This is a genomic window from Escherichia sp. 93.1518 (assembly GCF_013368915.2).
Classification (GTDB): Bacteria; Pseudomonadota; Gammaproteobacteria; order Enterobacterales; family Enterobacteriaceae; genus Escherichia; species Escherichia ruysiae.
Map to the genome: position 1 here is coordinate 1 of NZ_JABWMT020000061.1, position 7,220 is coordinate 7,220.

Genomic DNA, 7,220 nt, shown 5'->3' on the forward strand with positions numbered 1-7,220 from the left:
GAACTCGTCGAAAGCGAAGACGCTAACGACAATAAATTTTAAATTTACATAAGGAAAAATTATCATGGCTAACATTATCATTTCTAAAAAATCCATCATTGAAGCTGCTTCCATTGTATCCGATGAACTGCGCGAAAAAGCAGATCTGGCAACTCAAACATATAACGAACATTATAAAAATGGTACGCACACTAAAGCAGACAAAGCAAATATGCAAGCTGCGTCCACTAAACTTGCTTACTTCATCAACAACGTCGTAAACGCAGTAGAAGACGAAAAATTATGCTCTGTTTTCTACTATGCGATTAAAGCAAGCAAACAAGCGCCAGAAGTATTTTTCCGTGATGCTATGACTAATAGTTATTCACTGGAAAAACTGGTTTATCTGGTTAAATCCATTAAAGCTGGTAAATGTGTTTATTCCGTCGCTGATATGTCTGGATCTCGTGTATTCGCTTTAATCGATATGATTAACGACGAGATCGACACGTTCACCAATGGCGCTGTTTTCGATTTAATGAATGAAGCTAAAAAAGCGTGCGAAATTAAATTGGACGCTGGCTATACTCAAGCCAATCAGTTGATCAATCTTTGCGAACGTCTTGGACTTGTTGAAAAAGTCAAAGGAGCTGGGAGCGCAAAAGCTGGTACTCAGCAATATCGCTTCATTAAAAATGATTTCTACAATTATTTAGCTGATGCTTTCAAAGCGTAATTAATGGAATCATGCGCCCACTATGGGCGCTTTAAAGGAGCTTTAAAATGGTCAGCTATGACAAGATCCGCGCGGAATATCGCGCAAAGTATCGCGCTTATAAACTGGAATTAATCGATGATTTGATCGCGCAACGCGACCAATTAAATTTTACGTTTTCTGATTTGCTTAACAGCAAGCGAGATTGCAAGCGTAAACGTGAATACTTACGTTTAAGCGCATTAATCGGAAAACTTCAAAATTCTATTTAATTTTTTTTAAGGAGCTTAATCATGTTTGTTCTTATCGCTGGCGTTAACGTCCACAATGAATATTGTGTTAATGATATTGCTGGGATCGCTGGTTACGCTGGATCTGTTGAGCTTATAGATGAAACGACGCGCAAAATTGACTTATTGAGCGACCAGGAGCGAAAAAAAGCAGACGTGAACGACGCTGATATATTTTTAATGTTAAAAGCGTTCGTAGAAATGGGATTTGAAATCAGTTTACATAAATAAAATCGAGCGCCCACTATGGGCGCTTTTTTCGTTTCCAATACTCCCACCATAACGCGCCATCATTGGCGCGTTATTTATTGTCTTTAACTCACTCCAACAACATAAAAATAAGCGCCAAAATAACGCCATAGTCGCGCTTTTATATCCTCGCCAGTACATACCCATTACTTAACACATTAACGCGCTTAAAGCGCGTTATATTGCGCTATAGAGTATGGTTAATCATTGGCTTTTAGTCTTGCTATGTGATCAGCGTGTATTTGTCGGTGCGGATCGGCATTTTGTTTTGTTCTGTATCCGCTCGCGTATTATGTGCGCGTGATTTTTCACATAATCACACCACTTAATCACGTATGTGATTATGCTACGAAAGAAATCTGGATGTCTCAGGCGACGAAAGTCATTATAATTTTCCCCGCTCACCTGTCCGACAACCGCTGGTTGGATTCCACCAGCTTCCCGATGTTTTTTTCTACATAAAGGCGAATGCAGCCGTTTCCCGAAAAAATCCTGGCCGTTTCCCGTCGGCTCATGAATGCGTTCCTCGCCGTTTCTGAAAATTTCCCTGCGGCAGCTGGTGGCTATAGAGAAAGGGCCGTTTCTGGCCCTCTTCTCAGTTACACGCCATCAAGGATGTGGATGCGGTTGCTTGCGTATACATTCAGCATAAAGTTAGCGCAAAACAGTTTCCATGTGTCAACGCCAGCGGTATATGTAATGTTTTTGCATTTAATCGCATTGTTGGCGATCCGCATCCCCTGCGATACTGCTTCATCGTCGGAAAATTTGAACGACGATTGAGTTTTAATCCAGACAGAAATCTGCGTAGCGAACTCAATCAGCTTGGAGTGGCAGAATCGCCCGGAGCGCACCGGAAAGACGAACGTTCCGAACCCAGAATTTACCACATACGCTTTCTCAAATACCCGCGAGTAACGACGATTGCAAATGATGTCGCGTGCAATAATGCATTTTTCTTGTGCTGACAGTTCTACCGTCTCATTGTCGCGCCATGCGCCAAGTACTCGTTTTTCAATGTCAGAGAACGTTACAGCGATATTGCCATGTGCGGGTGCGTTTACAGTAGCGATAAAATTCATGATTAAATCCTTATCGTAAATAACAAATTGTTTTCTTGTTGGTGTTAATTATCGTTGTACGAATAAGGCGTCAAAGTGGAAAGTTGCGGTAGCCGGACGGGAACAGGTGGGTTTGTCGGTTGCCTGGAGGTAAGAGGTTGGTGTTTTTAGCCTGCGGGAAACAGGATGGTCATTTAAGGCCACCAATGCTGGTGGCCTTATTCTTTAGTGGAGTAGAGCGATGTCGATGGTATCCCCTGAATCATCCACACGGATCATCAGCGTGGCGAAGGCGTTTAGTGGATAACTGGCGTGCCATTCAGGGAAGCGGTCATCTCGCATGAAGTCGGCAATGTCGTAAACGCAGCCCTCAAAGTGGAAGAATCGCGTGCTTACCTGCTCGTCATATTCCACATGATCCATTTCTTGCTGTTCTGTTTCCGGCAAGTCCAGCCATGATTCGAGGAATACATTTTGTGCTTTGGTGGTAATGGTGAAATCAGTCATTCTTCACCTCCATTTTGATAGAAAAATCATCCATCTCAAGATAACCATTAAGCTCCTGCTCTGACATGATGATGTTTTCCATGCTTCTGATAGCCTCAAGTAACGACTCCCGATCTGACGAAGCGACAGTAACAATGTATTCCATATTATTTCACCACATAATAAACACGTTGTTTTCTTGTTGTTGTAATTATCGCAGCAAGATAAAGGCAGAAAACAAATTGTTATCGGGCATAAGAAAATGGCGCGGTTTACGCGCCATTTAAAGAGGATTAAGCGAATACGCTTTCAGGGATTAAGGTGTCAGCAGGAATACCGGAGGTAATGCGCAGACCGTACTGGCCAATCCAGGTGGTGCTGGTATTCAGGCTGGAGGTGAATACGGAATTAACCATACTCATCATGGTTTCAAACACCTCTTCATCAACCTGGCGGAAGTAGTTCTCGATTTTCAGCAGCAGCGGGTCAGTTGCATCGAGAATGGACTGGTATTGAATCGCGTACTCGCCGCCGGAGGCATCACCTTTACGCACGATCGTACTGGCCTGTACTTCGGCACCAGTTTCGGTGTTGTACGTAACAACGGTGATTTTTGCCACATTCTTACCTTCGGCGGTTTCAGAGGCATAGTAAACATCAACTGTCAGTTTTTCGCGTTTAACGGTCATTTCACTCTCCGTAGTGTATTGGTTATTTTTCTATTCTATGATCGTAGGTATGTACTTACAATACAAAAAAGCCCCGTAAGGATGGCGGGGCTGTCGTACTGTCGACTAATTACCACTTGCACATTATCAGGCTATTGCCATCACTGATGCTCTCTGAATTTCTTGCTGGGCCACGCGGTTAACTTCCATCAAAGCCAGTTCGAGCTGATGTTCCGGCCACATTCTTTGAAATGCCACCCAGCCTTTCCCACGCTGGCGGCGAACATTCATTACATAACGAGTAAAGGTGTTTTTATCGAAAGACACCGCTGTTTCACGGAACAGACGAATAGAGGTTCCATTGGCAACGATGTCCAGCAAAGTTAATTGAGCAACCAGTGCAGGCTTCTCTTTTCTCTTCTGGTCTTTGTCCAGACCAAGAACCAATGATTTTTTCATCACAACTCCGTAAACAACTTGTTTTCTCAATGGCGTAAATAATACCAGTAAGAAAACGGCTACAAAGCATATTGATCAGGTGCATGAGCGATATGCAGGTTCTTCCCTGCGGCTATAGAGAAATTAAGCCAGCAATGCTGGCTTTGGTTGGGGTTACGCGAATACTTCAAGAAACTCCTGAACGTCCCAATGCTGGACGAGGTGAAGATAGACCTTAGAAATCACGTCATTCTCGCTATCGCATGTGAAGTAGTACTTCTGGCTGCGGTTGTATGTGTCCACACAAAATTCGCTCATATCCATAAAGTCAGCATCTTCACCCAGGTCGCTAATCATCAAAGCAGGTGCGTCATCACGAGTCATCAACTCAAGCACCCACCGCGAATTGATAAGAGTGGAAGACCAACCTTCTAACTCATAAAACTGATCAAACTCTTTTTGAGTTAATTTCTTGATTTGGTTGATGTCGATATGTGCAAACATAAAGCAATCCTTAAACAACATGTTTTCTTATTGGTGTTATTATCGTAATAACGCACAGGCAAAAAAGGATTTTATTCCGGTGAATGTGGTTTTGGCAGTGAGTTTTCAGGTTCAGTACCGAGTACACTTTTTACATTATTCTGATTTAGTGGCCGAAGGTGGCTGGTGGGCAGAATAATCCTCTCCCCGAAAACCTACTGAAATCGATTGTGACCCGCTGGCTGTCTGGCACAATTACGCTGTAACTGGGTATTCAGAGGGAATCCAGCGGTAAGTAAGTTCGCCTGCACGCGAGCGTCTCTCTTCTTCCCGCACATTACAGGTGGGCAGCCGCAACTCTCCCTCACGCTATACCGGTACGCCACCGTTCCTGAACCGGCATCGAGCCTTTTCCCGAAACCCACACAGGCAACTCGACCGTTTCCCTGAAAACCTCCAGCCGTTCCCCGAAGGCAACCCAGCCGTTTCTGTAGCGGGATGCAGCCTTTTCCCTGTATGGACCGAAGGCTAACCGTAGGGGTGTTACGGGGGGTAAAATCAGGAGTTGAATAAATACGAAAAAGGAGGCGACACCCCTCCTTCCCTCCCCACTTATACATACCTGGCTTCTTCGCTATACATGTTGTGTTTTCTTCGTGTTTTATCTGTCTCAACCTCTCTATAGGCGTTAATGCTCACTCCTTCCAGAACCTTCTATACGGCGACTATTTCTGTTGGTGAATTGGATGTGTTGTTCTCTCTGTCGGTGTAAATGGTTTCGTTCGTTTTGCGGTGGTTCTTCTGTGGGGTGTTCTCGTCGTTTTGGTGATTGTTCTTCTCCGTGTATGGAGTAATGGCAGGTTGGCGATTCCTTTCGTTATTGTGTTTGAGCTGTTTGTCTGGAGTGTGAAAGGCTTTTGTAGTTATTCGTGTATTGGGTAATGGCGTTTCCCGTGATTGTTCTGTTTCGTGTCTTTTGGGATTGAGAGAATCCTTGCGGTAACAGGCTTCGTTGGGGTTTCAGTGATTCTGGTGTTTCTTCGCTGTTTGGGTAATGGCGTGTCGTGGGTATCGCGCGCATGAATGTTTTCGTATTGCCTGTGAAAGTTAGGTTGGTTGTCCGGTAGCCTGGGAAGAAGAGGTGGGTCTTTTCGGTAGCCTGCCATAAAGAGGTTGGTTGTTTTTGGGAATGGCGTATGTGTTATTTAGTTGTTTTGTTATACCTGAAAATAAGTTGTTTATATGGTTGTGTAACGCAACGGGAGCGATTTTGAGCGTGTGTTTTTGTTGGTAGTGTGTTGAGTCGTCTGTAGTGAAAATTGGACGCTGTGGAGCTGTCTGCTGCGTAGGATTACGAGTATAAGAAGTGATGTGTGAAAACGTCAATTTTTTAGACCAAATCGGGTGAAAGCGTTGACGTTTCGTTGATCTGTTATTCAGTTGTTTTCTTATTGGTATAAATAACTATAACCTATTGATATTTAAGGATGTGATTGCGGGTATGGAGGGGGGGTAGTGGCGATCAACGGATTCTTATAGAAAAGAATCAAATTGTGACCGCCATTATCAACGGTTTGGTTAGATGAGATGGTCTAATTCATCATCTATCATGGCTTTTACGCTGGAGTCATTCACTCCATATTTATTTATGAGCTGTTTCAGCTGCGGCGAAAACTGAAGGTAGATATCGTGAGCGTTTTTCACTGTAGGTTCAACGCCACGCATTTCAAGCGCCTTTAGTAGATATGAGTCTTCTTTAAGCATAAATTCTCCGTTATCTAGTATGAAGCGATTGCCGGATTACCATTGCCAGCACTCAAGCCCTTCAACGACTGGCGCACCACAATCAAAATGTACAGAGTCAAAGCCTACATCAAGTACTTTCTGAATGTTCGCAATCGCGCCCTCGGATATACCATATCGACGCAACTCATCTTTCCAGTCATCGTCCTGTAACCCGGCGTGGACAATGCAACCGTACTCAATTTGTGAAACCCAATCCAGCTCATTGCTTGCGATCATGAATCGGCGAGCATCTTCCTCTGATGTATGAGATGAGCTGATCAATGCCACCTGGTAGGCTTGGGTAATGTTCAACATTTCAACCACTCCAAAACAAGTTGTTTTCTTATGTTGTTTATTATCTCCATCAACAAAAGGTAGAAAACAAATTGTTTTAGGTACTGTGTAAATCAGAAGGGATTGTGTCTATATGAAAATGCCCGGCGTGTTGCCGGGCATTGCGAAGAGAGGTTGTTTAATTACTTAACCTGGTGGCCAGGTTTAGCACCAGCATCCGGGCTTAACAGGAAGATATCTTTCCCGCCGGGGCCAGCAGCCATCACCATGCCTTCAGAGATACCGAAGCGCATTTTACGCGGAGCCAGGTTAGCCACCATAATGGTGTGACGACCAATCAGTGCCTGTGGATCTGGATAAGCGGAACGGATGCCTGAGAAGACATTACGCTTTTCACCACCGAGATCCAGCGTCAGGCGAAGCAGTTTGTCAGAACCTTCGACAAACTCCGCGTTTTCAATCAGCGCCACACGCAGGTCAACTTTGGCGAAGTCGTCAAAGGTGATGGTTTCCTGAATCGGGTCGTCAGCCAGTGGGCCAGTTACCGGTGCAGCTGTGGCTTTCACTTCTTCTTTGGATGCTTCCACCAGTGCTTCCACCTGTTTCATATCGATACGGTTATACAGTGCCTTGAACGGATTCACTTTATGGCCCAGCAGCGGTTGCTGGATACCATCCCAGGTCAGTTCTGTATTCAGGAATGCTTCTGCACGTTCAGTCAGTTTCGGCAGTACCGGTTTCAGGTACGTCATCAGCACGCGGAACAGGTTAA

The 7,220-nt window shown here is 44.5% G+C and carries 12 protein-coding genes; 3 read left to right on the forward strand and 9 right to left on the reverse strand.

What is annotated here, in order from left to right; translation table 11 throughout:
- Positions 1 to 64 precede the first annotated feature (64 nt).
- From HEN21_RS22060 to HEN21_RS22070, 3 genes are read left to right on the forward strand one after another with little or no spacing between them, the layout of a single operon-like run.
- Positions 65 to 715 (forward strand): hypothetical protein, encoded by a 651-nt coding sequence (locus HEN21_RS22060; protein WP_048958814.1) that lies wholly within the window; start codon positions 65 to 67, stop codon positions 713 to 715.
- A gap of 47 nt (positions 716 to 762) precedes the next feature.
- Positions 763 to 966, forward strand: a complete 204-nt coding sequence (locus HEN21_RS22065; RefSeq protein ID WP_000255469.1) for a hypothetical protein — start codon at positions 763 to 765, stop codon at positions 964 to 966.
- A gap of 21 nt (positions 967 to 987) precedes the next feature.
- The gene (locus HEN21_RS22070; RefSeq protein ID WP_048958812.1) at positions 988 to 1,215 is read left to right on the forward strand and encodes a hypothetical protein; all 228 of its coding nucleotides are present in this window, start codon (positions 988 to 990) and stop codon (positions 1,213 to 1,215) included.
- A gap of 617 nt (positions 1,216 to 1,832) precedes the next feature.
- On the opposite strand, the gene HEN21_RS22075 is transcribed toward HEN21_RS22070, so the two are convergent.
- The 9 genes from HEN21_RS22075 to metG all read right to left on the reverse strand — a co-directional run.
- Complete coding sequence (locus HEN21_RS22075) at positions 1,833 to 2,315, reverse strand: hypothetical protein (protein ID WP_048958811.1); 483 nt, start codon at positions 2,313 to 2,315, stop codon at positions 1,833 to 1,835.
- Positions 2,316 to 2,519: 204 nt separating this feature from the next.
- On the reverse strand, positions 2,520 to 2,801 hold the full coding sequence (locus HEN21_RS22080) for a hypothetical protein (protein ID WP_048958810.1): 282 nt from the start codon (positions 2,799 to 2,801) through the stop codon (positions 2,520 to 2,522).
- Entirely contained in the window at positions 2,794 to 2,946 is a 153-nt protein-coding gene (locus HEN21_RS22085; protein WP_157854392.1) for a hypothetical protein, read from the reverse strand. The genes HEN21_RS22080 and HEN21_RS22085 overlap by 8 nt, the downstream gene beginning before the upstream one ends.
- A gap of 127 nt (positions 2,947 to 3,073) precedes the next feature.
- Positions 3,074 to 3,469 carry a hypothetical protein gene (locus HEN21_RS22090; RefSeq protein ID WP_048958808.1) on the reverse strand — a complete coding sequence of 132 codons (396 nt, stop codon included), beginning with the start codon at positions 3,467 to 3,469 and terminating at the stop codon, positions 3,074 to 3,076.
- Positions 3,470 to 3,595: 126 nt separating this feature from the next.
- The gene (locus tag HEN21_RS22095) at positions 3,596 to 3,907 is read right to left on the reverse strand and encodes a hypothetical protein (RefSeq protein ID WP_000749407.1); all 312 of its coding nucleotides are present in this window, start codon (positions 3,905 to 3,907) and stop codon (positions 3,596 to 3,598) included.
- A gap of 153 nt (positions 3,908 to 4,060) precedes the next feature.
- Positions 4,061 to 4,390, reverse strand: a complete 330-nt coding sequence (locus HEN21_RS22100; RefSeq protein ID WP_029305751.1) for a hypothetical protein — start codon at positions 4,388 to 4,390, stop codon at positions 4,061 to 4,063.
- A gap of 1,557 nt (positions 4,391 to 5,947) precedes the next feature.
- The gene (locus HEN21_RS22105; RefSeq protein ID WP_048958803.1) at positions 5,948 to 6,133 is read right to left on the reverse strand and encodes a hypothetical protein; all 186 of its coding nucleotides are present in this window, start codon (positions 6,131 to 6,133) and stop codon (positions 5,948 to 5,950) included.
- A gap of 36 nt (positions 6,134 to 6,169) precedes the next feature.
- The gene (locus tag HEN21_RS22110; protein WP_021520099.1) at positions 6,170 to 6,469 is read right to left on the reverse strand and encodes a DUF5983 family protein; all 300 of its coding nucleotides are present in this window, start codon (positions 6,467 to 6,469) and stop codon (positions 6,170 to 6,172) included.
- Between the two features lie 161 nt (positions 6,470 to 6,630).
- Positions 6,631 to 7,220, reverse strand: a 590-nt coding sequence (gene metG, locus HEN21_RS22115; RefSeq protein ID WP_171887035.1) for a methionine--tRNA ligase subunit beta, incomplete at its 5' end; no start/stop codon positions are given.

Bases quoted from the DNA above. Each gene is read 5' to 3' on its own strand.
- HEN21_RS22080 (WP_048958810.1), bottom strand. From the start codon at position 2,801: ATGACTGATTTCACCATTACCACCAAAGCACAAAATGTATTCCTCGAA.
- HEN21_RS22110 (WP_021520099.1), bottom strand. From the start codon at position 6,469: ATGTTGAACATTACCCAAGCCTACCAGGTGGCATTGATCAGCTCATCT.
- HEN21_RS22095 (WP_000749407.1), bottom strand. From the start codon at position 3,907: ATGAAAAAATCATTGGTTCTTGGTCTGGACAAAGACCAGAAGAGAAAA.
- HEN21_RS22090 (WP_048958808.1), bottom strand. From the start codon at position 3,469: ATGACCGTTAAACGCGAAAAACTGACAGTTGATGTTTACTATGCCTCT.
- HEN21_RS22065 (WP_000255469.1), top strand. From the start codon at position 763: ATGGTCAGCTATGACAAGATCCGCGCGGAATATCGCGCAAAGTATCGC.
- HEN21_RS22070 (WP_048958812.1), top strand. From the start codon at position 988: ATGTTTGTTCTTATCGCTGGCGTTAACGTCCACAATGAATATTGTGTT.
- HEN21_RS22100 (WP_029305751.1), bottom strand. From the start codon at position 4,390: ATGTTTGCACATATCGACATCAACCAAATCAAGAAATTAACTCAAAAA.
- HEN21_RS22105 (WP_048958803.1), bottom strand. From the start codon at position 6,133: ATGCTTAAAGAAGACTCATATCTACTAAAGGCGCTTGAAATGCGTGGC.
- HEN21_RS22075 (WP_048958811.1), bottom strand. From the start codon at position 2,315: ATGAATTTTATCGCTACTGTAAACGCACCCGCACATGGCAATATCGCT.
- HEN21_RS22085 (WP_157854392.1), bottom strand. From the start codon at position 2,946: ATGGAATACATTGTTACTGTCGCTTCGTCAGATCGGGAGTCGTTACTT.
- HEN21_RS22060 (WP_048958814.1), top strand. From the start codon at position 65: ATGGCTAACATTATCATTTCTAAAAAATCCATCATTGAAGCTGCTTCC.